The sequence below is a fragment of the Paraburkholderia graminis C4D1M genome (assembly GCF_000172415.1).
GTDB classification, from domain to species: Bacteria; Pseudomonadota; Gammaproteobacteria; order Burkholderiales; family Burkholderiaceae; genus Paraburkholderia; species Paraburkholderia graminis.
On the sequence record NZ_ABLD01000018.1, the window covers coordinates 116,057 to 130,829 of the forward strand.

At 60.8% G+C, this 14,773-nt stretch carries 14 protein-coding genes; 10 read left to right on the plus strand and 4 right to left on the minus strand.

Annotated elements, in window-relative coordinates; genetic code table 11:
- Positions 1-8: 8 nt before the first annotated feature.
- On the minus strand, positions 9-1,346 hold the full coding sequence (locus tag BGRAMDRAFT_RS23920; protein WP_006051440.1) for an MFS transporter: 1,338 nt from the start codon (positions 1,344-1,346) through the stop codon (positions 9-11).
- A 110-nt stretch (positions 1,347-1,456) separates the two neighbouring features.
- Entirely contained in the window at positions 1,457-2,407 is a 951-nt protein-coding gene (locus BGRAMDRAFT_RS23925; RefSeq protein ID WP_006051441.1) for a LysR family transcriptional regulator, read from the minus strand.
- Positions 2,408-2,693: 286 nt separating this feature from the next.
- Between BGRAMDRAFT_RS23925 and BGRAMDRAFT_RS23930 the strand changes: the two genes are divergently transcribed.
- Positions 2,694-4,202, plus strand: coding sequence for a M81 family metallopeptidase (locus tag BGRAMDRAFT_RS23930; RefSeq protein ID WP_006051442.1), 1,509 nt, complete (start codon positions 2,694-2,696; stop codon positions 4,200-4,202).
- A 35-nt stretch (positions 4,203-4,237) separates the two neighbouring features.
- On the opposite strand, the gene BGRAMDRAFT_RS23935 is transcribed toward BGRAMDRAFT_RS23930, so the two are convergent.
- Positions 4,238-5,206 (minus strand): LysR family transcriptional regulator, encoded by a 969-nt coding sequence (locus tag BGRAMDRAFT_RS23935; RefSeq protein WP_006051443.1) that lies wholly within the window; start codon positions 5,204-5,206, stop codon positions 4,238-4,240.
- A 74-nt stretch (positions 5,207-5,280) separates the two neighbouring features.
- Between BGRAMDRAFT_RS23935 and BGRAMDRAFT_RS23940 the strand changes: the two genes are divergently transcribed.
- The 4 genes from BGRAMDRAFT_RS23940 (at position 5,281) to BGRAMDRAFT_RS23955 (ending at position 9,694) form a co-directional block, all read left to right on the plus strand.
- Positions 5,281-6,174 (plus strand): MBL fold metallo-hydrolase, encoded by an 894-nt coding sequence (locus BGRAMDRAFT_RS23940; RefSeq protein WP_006051444.1) that lies wholly within the window; start codon positions 5,281-5,283, stop codon positions 6,172-6,174.
- 26 nt (positions 6,175-6,200) lie between these two features.
- Positions 6,201-7,208, plus strand: a complete 1,008-nt coding sequence (locus BGRAMDRAFT_RS23945; protein WP_006051445.1) for an alpha/beta hydrolase — start codon at positions 6,201-6,203, stop codon at positions 7,206-7,208.
- A 180-nt stretch (positions 7,209-7,388) separates the two neighbouring features.
- Positions 7,389-9,020 (plus strand): HAL/PAL/TAL family ammonia-lyase, encoded by a 1,632-nt coding sequence (locus BGRAMDRAFT_RS23950; RefSeq protein WP_006051446.1) that lies wholly within the window; start codon positions 7,389-7,391, stop codon positions 9,018-9,020.
- An 11-nt stretch (positions 9,021-9,031) separates the two neighbouring features.
- Positions 9,032-9,694, plus strand: a complete 663-nt coding sequence (locus BGRAMDRAFT_RS23955) for a GntR family transcriptional regulator (RefSeq protein ID WP_006051447.1) — start codon at positions 9,032-9,034, stop codon at positions 9,692-9,694.
- A gap of 99 nt (positions 9,695-9,793) precedes the next feature.
- Here BGRAMDRAFT_RS23955 and BGRAMDRAFT_RS23960 read toward each other — a convergent pair whose 3' ends face one another.
- Positions 9,794-10,543 (minus strand): SDR family oxidoreductase, encoded by a 750-nt coding sequence (locus BGRAMDRAFT_RS23960; protein WP_006051448.1) that lies wholly within the window; start codon positions 10,541-10,543, stop codon positions 9,794-9,796.
- Between the two features lie 25 nt (positions 10,544-10,568).
- Here BGRAMDRAFT_RS23960 and BGRAMDRAFT_RS23965 point away from each other — a divergent pair, with 25 nt between their 5' ends.
- The 5 genes from BGRAMDRAFT_RS23965 to BGRAMDRAFT_RS23985 all read left to right on the plus strand — a co-directional run bounded on the left by BGRAMDRAFT_RS23965 (position 10,569) and on the right by BGRAMDRAFT_RS23985 (position 14,766).
- Positions 10,569-11,198 carry a TetR/AcrR family transcriptional regulator gene (locus tag BGRAMDRAFT_RS23965; RefSeq protein ID WP_232292347.1) on the plus strand — a complete coding sequence of 210 codons (630 nt, stop codon included), beginning with the start codon at positions 10,569-10,571 and terminating at the stop codon, positions 11,196-11,198.
- A gap of 260 nt (positions 11,199-11,458) precedes the next feature.
- The gene (locus BGRAMDRAFT_RS23970; protein WP_006051450.1) at positions 11,459-12,184 is read left to right on the plus strand and encodes a GntR family transcriptional regulator; all 726 of its coding nucleotides are present in this window, start codon (positions 11,459-11,461) and stop codon (positions 12,182-12,184) included.
- 31 nt (positions 12,185-12,215) lie between these two features.
- Positions 12,216-13,022, plus strand: coding sequence for an SDR family oxidoreductase (locus BGRAMDRAFT_RS23975; protein WP_006051451.1), 807 nt, complete (start codon positions 12,216-12,218; stop codon positions 13,020-13,022).
- Between the two features lie 15 nt (positions 13,023-13,037).
- A complete protein-coding gene (kce, locus tag BGRAMDRAFT_RS23980) occupies positions 13,038-13,970 on the plus strand; it encodes a 3,5-dioxohexanoate:acetyl-CoA acetone transferase (RefSeq protein WP_006051452.1) in 933 nt (310 codons plus the stop codon).
- Between the two features lie 16 nt (positions 13,971-13,986).
- Positions 13,987-14,766, plus strand: coding sequence for an N-acyl homoserine lactonase family protein (locus BGRAMDRAFT_RS23985; RefSeq protein WP_006051453.1), 780 nt, complete (start codon positions 13,987-13,989; stop codon positions 14,764-14,766).
- Positions 14,767-14,773: the final 7 nt, after the last annotated feature.

The window sequence follows — 14,773 nt, forward strand, 5'->3', positions numbered from 1 at the left end:
GGCTGCATTCATGACGACTCGAACTCCGCGGCGGCGAGATCCTGTGTGCCTGCCGGCGAAGGCAGGCGGTTGAACAACAGCAGCAGACTACCCATCACGAGAATTCCGACCATGCCGAGCAGGCCGGCCTGCATCGTACCCGTCAGTGTCTTGAAATAGCCGATTAAGGTCGGACTCACGAAGCCTCCGAACAGTCCGATCGTGTTGACAAGCGCGACGCCGCCGGCTGCCGTGTCGCCCTTCATATAGTCGGACGGCATCGCCCAGAATACCGTGTACGCGGCCCACAGCCCGGCGGTCGCCACCGTGAGGCTGATGATGGTGATCAGCAGGCTGGTATCGTTCAGCGCGGCGATCAGCAACGCGACGGCGGCTAGCGTGAGCATCGACACCGTGTGCCAGCGGCGCTCGCCAAGGCGGTCCGAGCGGCGTCCCCACCAGACCATCGCAAAGATCGCCGCGATGTAGGGAATCGCCGCGAGGATGCCGATCGTCATTGTGCTGGTGACGCCAGCGCTCTTAAGGATGGTCGGCAGCCAGAAGCTCACGGTGTAATGCCCGCAGATGATGCAGAAGTACGAGACGCCGAGAAGCAGCACGCGTGGATCGGAGACCACTTGGCGGAACGAATGGTGACGAGGTTCGTTGCCTGCTGTGTCGTGCTTCAGCTCGGCGGCGAGCAGACGCTTGTCGGTGTCGCTGAGCCATTTCGCTTCGGCCGGGCGATCGGTGATCCAGAATAGGCCGAACACGCCGAGCAAGACGCTCGGCAGTCCCTCGGCAATGAACATCCATTGCCAGCCGTGGAGGCCGCCGACCGTGTCCAGCAGCATCATCGTGCCGGTCGACAGCGGCGCGCCGAAGATCCCGCCGATCGGCCCGCACAGCATGATCACGGTGATCGCGCGTGCCATCCGGTTCTGGGGGTACCAGTAGGTCAGGTAGAAAATCAGCCCGGGCGCGAAGCCAGCTTCGAACACGCCGAGCAGGAAGCGGATCACGTAGAACGCGTTCGCGCTCGTGACGAACATCATGCTCGCCGAGGTCAGTCCCCAGAGGATCATGATGCGGCTCAGCGTGCGCCGCGCGCCGATTTTCGGGAGCAGGATGTTGCTCGGAATCTCGAAAAGCATGTAGCTGAGAAAGAAGACGCCGGCGCCGAGACCGTACGCGCCGTCGCTCAGGCCGACGTCGGCCTGCATCTGCAACTTAGCGAAACCGATATTGATCCGGTCGAGATACGCAAACACATAGCACAGCGTCAAGAAAGGCAGGAGCCGCCAGTTGATCCGCGCAAACAGGTTATTCGTGGAGGTCGTCAACGACCACGTGGCGTCGTTTTGCATGTTGTCATACACCGTCGGGGGATGGGAGGTGTGGACAATGTTTCCCGGTCAAAACGTGGGGCACAACAGCAATCGCATCGCCGTTGCGCTGCCTTTTCGGCATCGCTCGGTCAGCATCGCACAAGCGCACTGCTCACATGCACTTCGGAGCCGAATAGCGGCATTTGCTCGACGATCAGATCGAGCACGCGTTGCGCGGCATTCGGCAATCGACGGCCCTCGCGGACCAGCACGCACGACTGTGCCGCACCGAACAGGGGATGCGCGAGCGGCGCGACGCAGAAGGCCGGATCCGCGCTATCAATGAGCGTCGCCGCGTACGTCAGGAAGGTAACGCCGTTGCCGCTGCGCACGAATCGCTTAAGCATCGCGACCGAGTTCGACACGAGCGCCGGCGTCAGCCGCACGCGCTCAAGGTCGGCGACCGTGCGCACGATCTGGCCCAGCCCGAAAGCCGACGACATCAGCGCGAGTGGAAACGGCGCGAGTTCGGCGATTGTCAGCGGTGTGTTCCGCGACGCGAGCGTGTGCGCGCCCGACATCAGCACGCAGACCGGGTTCGCGGCGATCGCATGCTGCGTCACACGCGCCGCGGGCTGCGGGTTGTACGCGAGGCCGATGTCCACCTCATCGTTCGCAACTTCGCTGATGACGTCGTTGACCGCAAGCGTTTTCGCACTAATGTTCAATTGCGGATGCGCGTTGATAAACGGTGTCAGCACATGATCCATGAGCGGGTCGACGAAGCCTTCGCTGATGGCCAGGCGCACGCTGCCGATCTGAAGGCCGTTCAAATTTTGCAGCGTATTTTCAAACACCGCGCGTTCGGACTGGCAGCCGCGCCAGTACGCGAGCAGCGCGTGCGCTGCCTCGGTCGGCGCGACGCCGCGATTGCCGCGTTCGAACAACGGCGTGCCGATTTCGTCCTCGAGCAGCTTCATCTGCCGTGTCAGCACTGAGGACGCGGTGTTGAGCGCGTCCGCCGCCGCGCGGATCGAGCCGCGCGCCAGAATTTCGTGGAAGTAGCGCAGACGGCGCTGGTTGATTTCACCAATGGCCATTCGGTTCTCCTGATCTGTCGGAATGATCTCGTCTGAGGCGAGTCGCGATGAACCCGACAGCCGTGCGACCTTCCGGGCTGTTGAAATGTTAGCAGTATGTCAGATCGTGCATCCGGGGGGCGAGGGACCGGTCTTTGTCAGCGTGCTGCCCGTCAGGCAGCGTCGAAGGCCGCATTTTGCTGTTGCCGCGCGCGCGGGTCTGGATCGAGCATTGAAGCCTGCGCTATTGCATCGGTCTATGCCTCGGGCATGGCAATTACCCGTCAAACCTACCAGACAAAGCGGAATGAAAATATTGATCGCGGGTTTCCAGCACGAAACCAATACATTCGTCGAGCGAAAGGCGCTCTACCAGAACTTCGTGAATGGTGAAACGTTCCCCGCGTTGAGGCGCGGCCAGCAAGTGCTTGGTTTCCGAAACGTCAACCTTCCGATCGGGGGCTTCATTAGCGAGATCGAACCGGACGGTCATACGCTTGTCCCGGTACTTTGGGCAGGCGCAGGTCCCTCGGCACACGTTATGCATGACACGTATGAGAAGATTGCCGGCGAAATCGTCGAGGCGGCTGGAATGCATGTGCCGGATGCTGTTTACCTCGATCTGCACGGCGCCATGGTCGCCGAACAGACCAACGATGGCGAAGGCGAACTGCTGGCCCGCTTGCGAAGCGTGATCGGACCTCGCGTTCCTATCGTCGCGTCGCTCGATTTGCACGCGAATGTCACCGAGCGCATGCTTGCTTGCGCCGACGCGCTTGTCGCGTACCGAACCTATCCCCACGTCGACATGGCTACAACGGGCGCGCGAGCTGCTCGCCTTTTGCGGGCGCTTCTGGGTGGAGAGCGTTGGCACTGCGCCTGGCGCCGGTTGCCCTTTCTTATTCCCCTGAACGCAATGTGCACCCTCGTCGACCCGGCAAAGTCGGCCTTTGAGAAGGTCGAGCAACGTGAGAAGGCCGGTCTTGCCTCAATGTCGTTCACACTCGGCTTTCCTGCCGCCGACTTCCCCGAATGCGGGCCGATGGTGTGGGCGTACGGGACACATAGGAATCCTGTGGAAGCCGCCGTCGGCCAAATTTTCGACGGGATAGCGCTTTCAGAGGCGGACTGGGCCGTCGATTTCCTCACGCCGGAGGACGCCGTGACGCAAGCCATGCAGCTGTCCGACGGCAAGAACAGACCGGTCGTGATTGCCGATACGCAGGACAATCCGGGCGCCGGGGGCGAATCCAACACCACCGGAATGCTTCGGGCACTCATCGCCCAGGGCGCCAGTAGTGCTGCATTCGGCGTTGTTCATGATGCCGAGGCCGCTATCGCAGCACAGCAGACCGGCATCGGCCGCTCGCTGGAAATTGAACTGGGTGGTGAATCCGGCTTGCCTAATGGTGCGCGCTTTCGTGGTGTTTTCGAAGTCGTCGAACTGTCGGACGGGAAATGTGTGTTCGATGGCCCAATGCTGAATGGCATGCAGGTTCAGTTGGGGCTGACTGCATTGCTGAAAATCCACGAGATTTTCGTCATTGTCAGCAGCGAACGTCCGCCTCAGATGATGGATCGCAATCTCTATCGGGTGGCGGGTATCGAACCCGAGAACATGCGCGTTCTTGTCAACAAAAGTTCGGTGCACTTTCGTGCCGACTTCGACGCCATTGCTTGCGCGACACTCGTCGCAAAAGCGCCGGGAGCCATGCGCGCCGATCCGCGCGATCTTCCCTGGAAGGACTTGCGACCCGGTTTGCGCATCGCTCCGCTCGGCGCCCCCTTCAGCGCGCGCATTGACGAGCCCGTATGAACAACGGGCCGGACCGCGCCGGAGGACCCCTTGGTTTAACTAATCTTGTCGGTGGCGATTTCGAATGACGGGCTGGCTTCCTCGATCTGCGCCAGGATTGGTTCAACCTGCTGCCGTAGCCACTCAGAAGCCGGGTCTCGATCTGAATAGGCAGCCCAGACCATCGAAATTGGTGTGACTCTAAAGTCGAACGGGACGGGGCTTGCCACCAGCCCCAACAGCGCGGCGTACCGTTTGATGATCCTCGACGGCAACGTAGCGATGACAGGCGTTTGCATGACGGCGCCGAGAATGGTCAGGAATTCGGGCGCAGCCATGGCCACGTCAAGTTCAACGCCGGCGGCGCGCAGGGCGTCGTCCAGGCATCCGCGAATACTCGCGTTTTGCGAGACAAGGGCGTGTTTCTGAGCCAGGTACGCGCTTCGGCTGACGGGCATCGACAGATTGAGCAGGCGGGGGTTGAAGCAGCACATCAAGGACTGTTCGAACAGCAGTTTCCTTCGATGCCGTTCAGCGCCGTCGCCAAAACATCCAATCGCCAGATTGATCACGCCGTCATCCAGCATCCTGTGCACGTCGCCCGGTTGCGCCGGGCGACCGAGTAGCCGGATTCCTGGAGCACACCTTTGTACGTGGGCGGTCAAGCACGGCATCAGGAGCACCTCGAGCTCGCTCGAAAAGCCGATCGAAAAAGTCCGCTCCTCGGTTTCGGGACGAAACCTTTCGCGGGCAGTGATCGCATGCTGAGCCTGCTCGAGAACCGTGCCGATTGCCGCCGCGAGCGCTTCAGATCGGGGCGTCGGCTTCATTGTGTGCCCCACACGAACGAAGAGTTGGTCATCGAACAGCATACGCAGCGTACCAAGGTTGTGGCTCATGGCCGACTGCTGGATCTTCAACCGCGTAGCTGCCTTGGTGACGCTGCGCTCGCGCATCAGCGCATCGAAGGCGACCAGGAGATTCAGGTCGAAAGACCATAAATTGAAGTGATCGATGGAGCTCATGATTTGAATCGATTTGTTCGTTCGTTGTTCGAATCATAGACTACGGACGTCCTTTCAGCCAAGCGAGATCCAACATGGTTCATCCGAACAAAACCTACCGGATCGGTGATGTGACCGTCACCAAGATCGAAGAAATGCGCCTGAACGTCGCGCCGCCGTCCTTTCTTTACCCGGCGTGGGAACCTGAACAACTCGAGCCCAATCTTCACTGGCTTACGCCCAGCAACATGGACGCGACGACCGGAAACCTGATCCAGAGCATTCACACGTGGCTGGTGCGCGCGCCGCATCACACCATCCTGATCGATACCGGCTCCGGCAACGACAAGGAACGGCCGCAGAATCAGATCTTCCATCATCTGAACACGCCGTATCTGCAGCGGCTCGCCGCGGTTGGCGTGCGCCCTGAGGAAGTCGACTATGTGTTGCATACGCACCTTCACGTCGACCATGTCGGCTGGAATACACGGCTCGTCGATCGCCGTTGGGTGCCGACCTTCCCGAATGCGCGGCACGTGTTCGCGAGGGCGGAGGAGGACTATTACGGCGGCCCCGACAGCCACAACGAAGTGAACGTGCCCAGCCTTGGCGTATTCGAGGACAGCGTCGCGCCGATCATTGCCTCCGGGCAGGCCGAACGCATCAGCAACGACGGGGGCGAGTACCTCGATAACTTCGTGTTCCGCCCGACCAAGGGACACAGTATTGGCCACATGTCGATTGAACTGCATTCGAAGGGGCAGGCGGCGCTCTTTACCGGAGACGTCATGCATCACCCGTTGCAGGTGGTGCGCCCCGACTGGAATTCGGTGTTCTGCGAATGGCAGGACGAGGCCCGCGCGTCGCGCCGCTGGGTGCTGGAGCAGGGGGCCGAACGCAATCTGCTGCTGTTCACCCCGCACTTCGCCGAGACATCGGCCGGTTACGTCACCAGCCAGGGCGACCGTTTCTCCTGGCGCTATGAATAATGAGCCAGACCCAGGAGCTACCCATCATGAGCCAGAACATCGTAGTTAAAGGAAAGCAACTTGTCTTCGAGGAATTGCGCGTAGCGACCGGTACCCCCGGCATTGACCTCTACGTTCGCAACAAGCGCCCCGCCTCGCTCGAGACCTTCACGGCGGAACGCACCATCGTCATGGTTCACGGTGCCACCTTTTCGTCGGGAAGCCTGTATGACGTTCCGTTCAACGGAATGTCGTTCATCGACTTTCTTGCCGCGGCGGGATATGACGTCTATGCGCTCGACGTGCGTGGTTACGGCCATTCAACACGCCCGGCGGAGATGGAGCAGGCAGCGGATCTGAGTCCTCCGGTCGTCGGCACCGACATCGGGTTGGCCGATCTCGGCACCGTGGTCGATTACGTCCTCAAGCGTCGCCAGCTGGACAAAGTATCGGTATTTGGCATGTCATGGGGCGGCACAGTGGCGGGTGCCTATACCAGCCGCAATAACGACAAGGTCCATAAACTGGTCCTATTGGCGCCGCAGTGGCTGAGCGATCGGCCGATTCCTATCGACACTGGCGGGAGGCTCGACGCGTGGCGCCTGGTTCCGGTGCGCGAAAGCAAGGCCCGCTGGCTCAGCACCGCACCGGAACACGGACGCGCGAGCCTGGTCCCGGAAGGTTGGTTCGAGCAGTGGGCCGATTTCACGCTGGCCGAGGATCCCTGGAGCCGGGAGCGCGCGCCGCACCAGTTGCGGGCCAGTAACGGCCCGATCCAGGATATCCGTGACTACTGGCGTGCGGGACGAAAATACTACGAGCCGGCCGAGATTCGTGTGCCCGTGTTGCTTGTCCATGGCGAGTGGGATATCGATGTGCCTATTGACCTCGCGCAGTCGCTTTTCCTTGAACTCAGGAACGCGCCTTACCGTCAATGGGCTGAAATAGGCGAAGCCACGCACCTCGTTTTGCTCGAGAAAAATCGCTTGCTCGCGTATCAGGCGATCCGGGACTTCTACGACCGCACTTTCCAGGAAGAAACCGGGAAGCGCTAGCACAAGCGCAGGCCCACGCCCGGAAGCCCCACACTCATTGCGACTCTCGTCGACAGGCTTATCGGCCTAAACAGTGGTGTGCCCGACGACTGACTATTAGTGCGATTGAGTTGCGATCGTCGAAAAGATTGCTAGTCGAGCACATTCTATAGATATAGATAAAAACCACTCGAGGCCCTCATGGCAAAAAACGAAATCGCACTCACAGGTTCCGATCTGACGATCGACCAGATCATCGCGATCGCGCGTCACGGCGCTCGCGTTCGTCTGTCTGACGCGGCTCGGGCGAATCTGTTGTCGACTCGACGATTCATTGAGGAAAACTGGCTGGTCGACGACGCTCCCCTGATGTATGCGTTCAACACCGGGGTAGGAGCCTTGAAGAATCAACGTATCAGCGCTTCGGACATCGCGCGGTTTCAGCGCAATCTTATTCACTCGCACTCCGCGAGCACCGGCGAAAACATGCCGCTTGAGGTCGTGCGCGCGATGATGGCGATCCGGGTGAACACCTTTGCTCGCAATCACTCCGGCATACGCGTCGCAGTGGTCGAGCGGCTTGTCGCGATGCTCAACGAGGGCATTACGCCCGTCATCCCGGCAAAAGGAAGCGTCGGTGCCAGCGGGGACCTTGCACCGTTGGCCATCATGAGCGGTGCATTGCTTGGGTTGGAACAATCGAAAGTGACGTTCCAGGGCGCCGTAACAAGCGCGCGCTCCGCATTTGAGCGATCGGGCCTTTCAGTGACCTTCGATGTGGAAGCAAAGGATGCGACAGCATTGATCAATGGCTCGACGGCGTCGTTGGCGTACGCGGTCATCGCCGCTTTCGACGCGCGTCGCCTGCTGACTAGCGCAACGATCTCACTGGTGTTGTCGTTGGAGGCAATGCGGGCGGAGCGGGCCTGCTTTGAAGACCGTGTGATGCTAGCGCGTCCACATCCGGGGCAGCGCCGCGTCGCTGCGGCCGTTCGCACGCTGCTCAATGGTTCCATGCGATGCAGCACCGAGGCACGTGCCATTCCGATCGATGCTCTTGCCGCGCCGGGCGACACGGTCCAACCGCGGATACAGGACGTCTATTCGTTCCGCTGCGCGCCACAGGTCTACGGGCCCGTTCTTGATGCACTCGATTACATTGACGGCATACTCGTCACCGAGATGAATAGCGCAACGGACAATCCGTTGATATTCGCTTCCGATGCAGGCTACGACATCGTCTCGTGCGGGCATTTTCACGGACAATACGTCGCGCAAGCGATGGACCTTCTCGCGTTGGTGACGACCGACCTGAGCGCAATCTGTGATCGCCGTAATAATCAGCTGATCGATCCGGCCTGCAACTACGGATTGCCGAGAAACATGATCGCTACCGAGCCGGGCATCAACACGGGTTTCGCCGTTATCCAGAGTATGGGTACCGGACTCGTGCTCGAGAACATAGGGCTATGTAGTCCAGCCAGTGTGACGAGTCTGCCTGCCAAAGGTAACCAGGAAGACCACATCAGTAATTCCTGTTTCGCTGCGCGGCGCACGCGGACGGTTGTCGAAAATGCGCAGGCGGTTGTCTGCGCCGAAATTCTGATTGCATCTCAGGCGCTCGATATTAGTCGCCAAGCGCTCTCACACCTGCCGCTCGGCCTTGGCGCATCCACGGCGCTGGAGAAAGTCAGATCGGTCGTTCCTGCGATGATGGGTAACGATCGGTGGGTGCATGACGATGTCGAAGCGGTAAAATGCCTGGTACAAAACGGCACGCTGAATGAAGCGGTTTCGGTTGCCTGCGGCGATATCTGGACACCTTCGGCATAGGGAAAGCAAACGTGGATGTAGACAGCTCGGATTCACTTCCTGCACGCATTGCGGCGGCGCTGGCCGAACAGATTATCCGGGGCGATCTTAGGCCGGGAGCGCGAGTTCGGCAGGACGCAATCGCAGATGAGTTCAATGCCAGTCACGTTCCGGTCCGGGAAGCATTCAGGCGTCTGGAAGCTCGCGGCCTGCTGGTTTCGCGCGAGCGTAAAGGCGTGTATGTCCCACTGCTCGATCAGGCATCCATCATTGAGATTACCCGGATGCGTACCGCACTTGAGGTTCTGGCGCTCCGGTACGCGATACCCAACCTGACTCAAGATGACATCACGTGTGCAGAAAACGCGATGCACAAAGGGAACACGGCCCGTGACATCAGCACGTGGGAGGCCGCCAACCGGGAATTCCATGCAAGTATTTATCGACCCTGCCAAATGCCTCGGCTGCTTTCACATATTGACGCCCTGCATGAGGCGCGACTTCGCTACATGTATGCGACATCGACGCTGATTGAGTGGGACGTCAAATCAGAAAACGAGCATCTGGAGATTTTGGAAGCGATAAAAGCGAAAGACGATCGGAGTGCCTGTGCGTTGATGGAAAAACATATCGATGACGCAGGGTGCATTCTTGTCGATGCGGTGGGTTCTCTTCGCTCACAGACTGACGAGTGAGCCAGGCGCGCGCATTCGTACGTCCGGCATAACCTCGCTCACTCGCCGCGGAAATCCGCGCCCGCCCGGCGAGAGCGGCGCGACAGCGACATCGAGGGCTCAAACGGCAATGGACCCGCCGTCCACGAACAGTTCAACGCCCGCGATATAGCTGCTCTCGCTCGACGCCAGAAAGAGCACGGCGCGCGCGACTTCATCCGGCTGGCCCAGACGCCCCAGCGGCACGAGCTGGTTCAGCATATCTTCGACTCCGGGCCGCGCATCGAGGTAGCTTCGCATCGGGCTTGTCTCGGTCCCGCCCGGCGAGACCACGTTCACGCGAATGCCTCGCTCTTTCAGGTCGGTCGTCCAGCTTCGCGCAAACGACCGCACAGCCGCCTTGCTTGCGTTGTAGAGCGACTGGCCAGGAAAGCCTTTGCTGCCAGCCACCGAGCCATTGAGGACGACAACGCTACCCGACGAAAGTAGTGGCAAGGCCTTCTGCACAGTGAAGAGCATGCCGCGCACGTTGAGGCCGAAAAGCCTGTCGAAACCCTCCTCGTCGATGGTGCCCAGCGGACGCGGCTCCACTTCGGCAACGCCTGCATTTGCGAAAACCACGTCGAGCCTGCCGTGGTCGCGCTGGATGCGCTCGTACAGTCGATCAAGGTCGGCGAGGTTGCTCGCGTCCCCCCGAACGCCCACCGCACCGTTGCCGATTTCCTGTATCGCCTCGTCCAGTCGAGCTTGCCTGCGCCCCATGATGTAGACCCGCGCGCCTTCGTCCGCGAAAAGCCTGGCGCTCGCAAGGCCGATGCCCTCGCTGCCGCCAGTGATTGCCACGACCTTGTTCCCGAATCGCTTTGCCATATGCATTCCCTGTTTAAGTGGAGTATTGCTCCACTTAGTATATGGAGGCATCATCCACTTATCAACAGAAATCAAGGCAACGATGAACAGAAAGTGTTCGACGACCGACGAAGCACCGCTGCGCGCCGATGCAGCCCGGAACCGGGAACGCATTCTCGAAGCGGCGGAAGCGCTGTTTCTCGAACGCGGCGCTGAGGTTTCGCTTGACGATATCGCGAGGCGCGCCAACGTTGGTATCGGCACGCTCTACCGCCGTTTCCCGACGCGCGATGCGCTGCTTGCCGCGGCGAGTGATGAGCGCCTGCTGTCGCTTGCCAAAGCAAGCCGCGCACGCGATGACAAGCTCGAACCGATCGCGTCCCTACGCGCCTTCGTGAAAGAGCTCGTGAACCACGCGAACCACTATCGCGGGCTCGCTGCGTTGCTGGGAACGGTATTACAGGAAGGGACGCCTGGCTGCCGCGCCGGCAGTGAAGAAGGACGCCGGCTGCTCGAGCGGGCCCAAAAGGCGGGGGCGGTTCGAAAGGACGTCTCCATCGGCGATCTCGTGTGTGTCGTGACGGCGATCGCTCTCGCCGTCGAGCAAGGCGGCACAACCAGATCCCGCGTCACCCACCTGATTGATCTCTTCTTCGACGGCATCGGCAAAACGTAAGCGCGGCACCAGCGACGTCTTCACTGGAGATCATGAGCATTCAGGCTGTTTCATTTAAGCCGAGCGTTTTTGTACTGCGGCCGCCGCATCGGTTGAAGCCTGATTTTTGTCGAACGCGATGGAAAGCCTTCCGCGTTTTCCCCTAGCAATCCACGGTTGACTCGGGCTCGAGCAAAGGCCAAACTTTTTTCAACACAAGTGTGATCACAGGTCACACTTGCACTGGAATCTCCCATCGCAGCGAATCCACGGAGGCATTAGTGGCGCCACGCACGAGTTCAGACCTGCCCGAGCTTCAGCTCGTGGCGCGTGAAACGATGGCCGGTCGCGTCTATGCGCAACTCAAGGAAGCGATCATGACCGGACGCTTCGCGCCAGGACAATTGCTGAGCCTGCGCAGCGTGGCGGACGCGGTCGGCTCGTCCACCATGCCGGTGCGTGCGGCACTCACACGCCTGCAAGCCGAGGGCGCCCTGATCGACGGACCGGGCCGCGCGCTCATCGTCCCGCCCATGACAGTCGAACTCCTCGAAGAGTTGCGCGACGTGCGTATCGCGCTCGAAGGCGCCGTTGCAAAGCGGGCTGCGACTCGCATGAGCCGCGAAGATCTCGCTGTGTTGCAACAGGTATTCGACACCATGAACGCGCACGTCGAAGCGGGCGATGTGCCGGCCTATCTGCGCAGCAACTTCGAGTTTCACATCGCGATCTATGCGCACGGCGCGAGCGATATCACGCTGTCCACGATTCAGAACTTGTGGATGCGCATCGGCCCGTTTCTGAATCTCGTGGCCCCCGACATTCCGCACATGCGCAGGTCGATGGATGCACACCGCCATATCGTCGAGGCCCTGTGGCGCAGCGACGGCGAGGGAGCGCGCGCGGGCATCGAGCAGGACATCGGCGAAGCCGCCGCCGATCTGAAGGAGCGCTTGCAAAGCGCGATACAGGACGGCGAAGACCCCGGCGAACAGGCACGCGCCTGAGTTGTAAAAACACAGACAACGGAGACAGACAATGACGGTTCTTCAGATGCTGAAGCCGCACGCGGGCTTGCGCGTGCTTATCACGGGCGGCGCATCGGGCATCGGCCTCGTGATGGCCCAGGCGTTCATCGAAGCAGGTGCTCGCGTGCATGTTTGCGATGCGAGCCAGCAGGCGATCGACGCGCTTCAAAAAGCCCAGGAAAGTGTCGAACTGAACCGCATCACGGCGACGCTCGCCGACGTGGCGGATCGCGCGGCCGTGGAGCGCGTTTTCGTCGATGTGCAGGCGGAGCTCGGCGGTCTCGACGTGCTGGTCAACAACGCAGGCATTGCCGGGCCGACCGGCGGCGTCGACGAACTCGACGAGCAGGAATGGAACAACACGGTCGACGTGAATCTCAACGCGCAGTTTTATTTCGCGCGCCGCGCGGTGCCGCTTCTCAGGCAGGCGCGCGACGGCGGCACCATCATCGCGCTGTCGTCGGTGGCCGGGCGTCTTGGTTATGCGTTCCGCACGCCTTATGCCGCGACCAAATGGGCGGTGGTCGGCATGACCAAGAGCCTTGCTATCGAACTCGGGCCTTCGAATATCCGTGTCAACGCGATACAGCCCGGCATTGTGAAAGGCCCGCGCATCGAGCGGGTGATTGCGGCGCGCGCGAAGCAGCTCAAGCTTTCCTACGAAGAGATGGAGAAGCAGTATCTCGCCAAAATCTCGCTGCGCCGCATGACCACGCCGGAAGAAGTGGCCGCCACCGCGCTCTTTCTGTGTTCGCCCGCCGGCAGCGGCATCTCGGGACAAGCGATATCCGTCTGCGGCAACGTCGAATTCCTCTAACCGCACGAGGCTCACATGGCAACGAAACGCAAGGTCATCATCACGTGCGCGCCGACGGGCGCAATCCATACACCGTCGATGTCGCCGTATCTGCCGGTTACTCCTCAACAGATCGGCGATGCCGCGCTTGCCGCGGCGAAAGAAGGCGCTGCGATCATCCATCTGCATGCGCGCGATCCGGACGACGGTCATCCGACCCAGGACCCCGCCGTGTTCCAGGAGTTTTTGCCGCGCATCAAGGCCGAATGCGATGCGGTCATCAACCTCACCACGGGCGGCAGCCCGCATATGACGGTCGCGGAACGCCTGAAGCCCGCCCATCATTTTCAGCCGGAAGTGGCGTCGCTCAACATGGGCTCGATGAACTTCGGCCTGTATCCGATGCTCGAGCGCTTCAAGGAACTCAAGTACGACTGGGAACGCAAGCATCTGGAGAACAGCCGCGATCTGGTGTTCAAGAACACGTTCGCGGATATCGAATACATCCTGACGTCTTGCGGGGCGAACGGCACGCGTTTCGAGTTCGAGTGCTACGACATCTCGCATCTGTACAACCTCGCGCATTTTGTCGACCGTGGGCTCGCGAAGCCGCCGTTCTTCGTGCAAAGCGTATTCGGTCTGCTCGGCGGCATCGGCGCGCATCCGGAAGACCTCGCGCATATGCGCCGCACGGCGGATCGCCTGTTCGGCAAGGACTACGTGTGGTCGATTCTCGGCGCGGGACGCAATCAGATTCCGCTCGCTTCGATCGGCGTGGCGCAAGGCTCGAACGCACGCGTCGGCCTTGAAGATTCGTTGTGGATCGAGCCGGGCAAGCTCGCGGAATCGAGCGCGGCGCAGGTCCGCAAGATACGCCAGGTGATCGAAGGCCTGTCGCTCGATATCGCGACGCCCGCCGAAGCGCGCGAGATGCTTCAACTCAAGGGCGCGGCCAACACCAACTTCTGATAGCGGAGAGCGCAGCGTGAACGCCAGATTGAAAGTAGTCGCGATGCCGACGGGCTGGCTCACCGTCGATCGCTCGTCACAGGTGTACGGCCGCTATTTCGGACAGTCGATCAAGGTGCCGGTGTGGTCCACGGCGATTGTCGGCGCGCAGAAAAAGATCGTGGTGGATACGGGCATTCACGATCCGGGGTGGGTGTCGGACTTCGTGTGTCCTTGCGACCAGGCGCCGGAAGAGAAGCTGGAACGCGCACTCAAACAATACGTCGGCTGGAGCGCGGACGAGGTCGACATTGTCATCAACACGCATCTGCATTACGACCATTCGGGCGGCAATACGCTGTTCAAAAACGCGCGCTTTATCGTGCAGGCGAAAGAGTGGGAATACGCGGGCCAGCCTCTGCCGACGCAGGCCACGTACTACCAGGAGTTTCTGATCGGCCGCGAGCCGCTCGCGTATTTCCGCTGGCAGTTCGTGCATGGCGTCGCCGATATCGTGCCGGGCGTGCGCGTCGTGCCGACACCAGGACATACGCCCGGCCATCAATCCGTTGCGGTGGATACGGAAGACGGCGTGGTGCTGATCGCGGGGGATTGCGCGAACTGCATGGAAAACATCGTCGATCTGGTGCCGGTGGGCATCGTGCACGAGACGCTTGCGGAAATGGGCTCGCTCACGCGCATTCGCCAGATCGCCGATTACGTGATCCCCGGCCACGATCCCAACGTCGTGCCGGGCAGCGCGGGTATCGCATTGCCGGCCAGTGCGCGCTTGCCGCATGTACCGGTTTCTGGCTGAAGCGTAG

What these genes read in the sequence shown, in the direction of transcription:
- BGRAMDRAFT_RS23945 (WP_006051445.1), top strand. Translation starts at nt 6,201, where the DNA reads ATGAGCCAGAACATCGTAGTTAAAGGAAAGCAACTTGTCTTCGAGGAA.
- BGRAMDRAFT_RS23960 (WP_006051448.1), bottom strand. Translation starts at nt 10,543, where the DNA reads ATGGCAAAGCGATTCGGGAACAAGGTCGTGGCAATCACTGGCGGCAGC.
- BGRAMDRAFT_RS23930 (WP_006051442.1), top strand. Translation starts at nt 2,694, where the DNA reads ATGAAAATATTGATCGCGGGTTTCCAGCACGAAACCAATACATTCGTC.
- BGRAMDRAFT_RS23925 (WP_006051441.1), bottom strand. Translation starts at nt 2,407, where the DNA reads ATGGCCATTGGTGAAATCAACCAGCGCCGTCTGCGCTACTTCCACGAA.
- BGRAMDRAFT_RS23920 (WP_006051440.1), bottom strand. Translation starts at nt 1,346, where the DNA reads ATGCAAAACGACGCCACGTGGTCGTTGACGACCTCCACGAATAACCTG.
- BGRAMDRAFT_RS23975 (WP_006051451.1), top strand. Translation starts at nt 12,216, where the DNA reads ATGACGGTTCTTCAGATGCTGAAGCCGCACGCGGGCTTGCGCGTGCTT.
- BGRAMDRAFT_RS23935 (WP_006051443.1), bottom strand. Translation starts at nt 5,206, where the DNA reads ATGAGCTCCATCGATCACTTCAATTTATGGTCTTTCGACCTGAATCTC.
- kce (WP_006051452.1), top strand. Translation starts at nt 13,038, where the DNA reads ATGGCAACGAAACGCAAGGTCATCATCACGTGCGCGCCGACGGGCGCA.
- BGRAMDRAFT_RS23950 (WP_006051446.1), top strand. Translation starts at nt 7,389, where the DNA reads ATGGCAAAAAACGAAATCGCACTCACAGGTTCCGATCTGACGATCGAC.
- BGRAMDRAFT_RS23940 (WP_006051444.1), top strand. Translation starts at nt 5,281, where the DNA reads ATGGTTCATCCGAACAAAACCTACCGGATCGGTGATGTGACCGTCACC.